The sequence below is a fragment of the Bacillus sp. LR--39 genome (genome assembly GCF_053613335.1).
The window spans coordinates 1-1,193 of record NZ_JBSIOT010000253.1; the positions used below are offsets into that span (position 1 = coordinate 1).

Annotated in this window: 2 protein-coding genes; both read left to right on the top strand. The window is 45.4% G+C overall.

The genetic code is table 11. The features are described 5' to 3' along the window. The coding region (locus ACWHAR_RS22260; RefSeq protein ID WP_452087856.1) for a hypothetical protein at positions 1–134 on the top strand (134 nt) is incomplete at its 5' end. Beyond that, positions 127–1,193: glycosyltransferase family 2 protein (locus tag ACWHAR_RS22265; RefSeq protein ID WP_452087855.1), on the top strand; the 1,067-nt coding region annotated here is incomplete at its 3' end. The genes ACWHAR_RS22260 and ACWHAR_RS22265, both read left to right, overlap by 8 nt.

Sequence of the window (1,193 nt, forward strand, 5' to 3'; positions counted from 1 at the left end):
CCCCTCTGGAAAAGGCGTTATGGATTCTCTCCGCTGTTGTGCTCTTATTTGTCATCATGTTTGTCAGTTATACGTTTTACTTGAGAGCCACATTGAAAAAACGAATTTTTAAGGAGAGAAGAAGCCTTGGGTAATACGCTGTTCTTTATCTCGCTAAGTTTAATATGGGTTATGCTTCTCTACCACATGTTTCTCATGCAGGGCGGGTTTCGCCACTATATGACCTTCGAACGGAATATCCCGAAGTGGAGAGAAAACATGAAGGAATTGCCGAAGGTCAGCGTTCTCATCCCGGCGCATAACGAAGAGGTTGTGATTCGGCAGACACTGAAGGCGATGGTCAACCTTTATTATCCGAAGGACCGGCTGGAGATTATCGTCGTTAATGATAATTCATCAGACCGGACGGGTGATATCGTCAATGAATTTTCCGAGAAATACGATTTCATCAAAATGGTGATTACGAAGCCGCCAAATGCAGGAAAAGGAAAATCCTCTGCACTTAACTCAGGTTTTGCCGAATCAAACGGCGATGTGATCTGTGTGTATGACGCCGACAATACGCCTGAGAAAATGGCCGTGTATTACCTCGTGCTCGGCCTGATGAATGACGAAAAGGCAGGCGCCGTGATAGGGAAATTCCGCGTCATCAATGCGGCAAAGACGCTGCTGACGAGGTTTATTAATATCGAAACGATCTGTTTTCAGTGGATGGCCCAGGGAGGCAGATGGAAGTGGTTCAAAATCGCCACGATCCCAGGCACCAACTTCGCGATCCGCAGAAGCATTATCGAAAAGCTCGGAGGCTGGGATGACAAAGCGCTCGCTGAGGATACTGAGCTGACCATCCGGGTATATAATCTCGGATATCATATCCGCTTTTTCCCTGCCGCCATCACGTGGGAGCAGGAACCGGAAACATGGAAGGTATGGTGGCGCCAGCGCACCCGATGGGCGCGCGGCAATCAATATGTCGTGCTCAAATTTTTGGCGCAGTTTTTTAAGCTGAAACGAAAACGGATTATCTTTGATTTGTTTTATTTTTTCTTTACGTACTTCCTGTTTTTCTTTGGCGTGATCATGTCAAATGCGATTTTTGTAGTGAATTTGTTTTATGATTTGCATTTGTCTGTTGGATTTTTGGCAATGATTCTCTGGATTTTGGCGTTTTTCTTATTTATGACAGAGGTCAT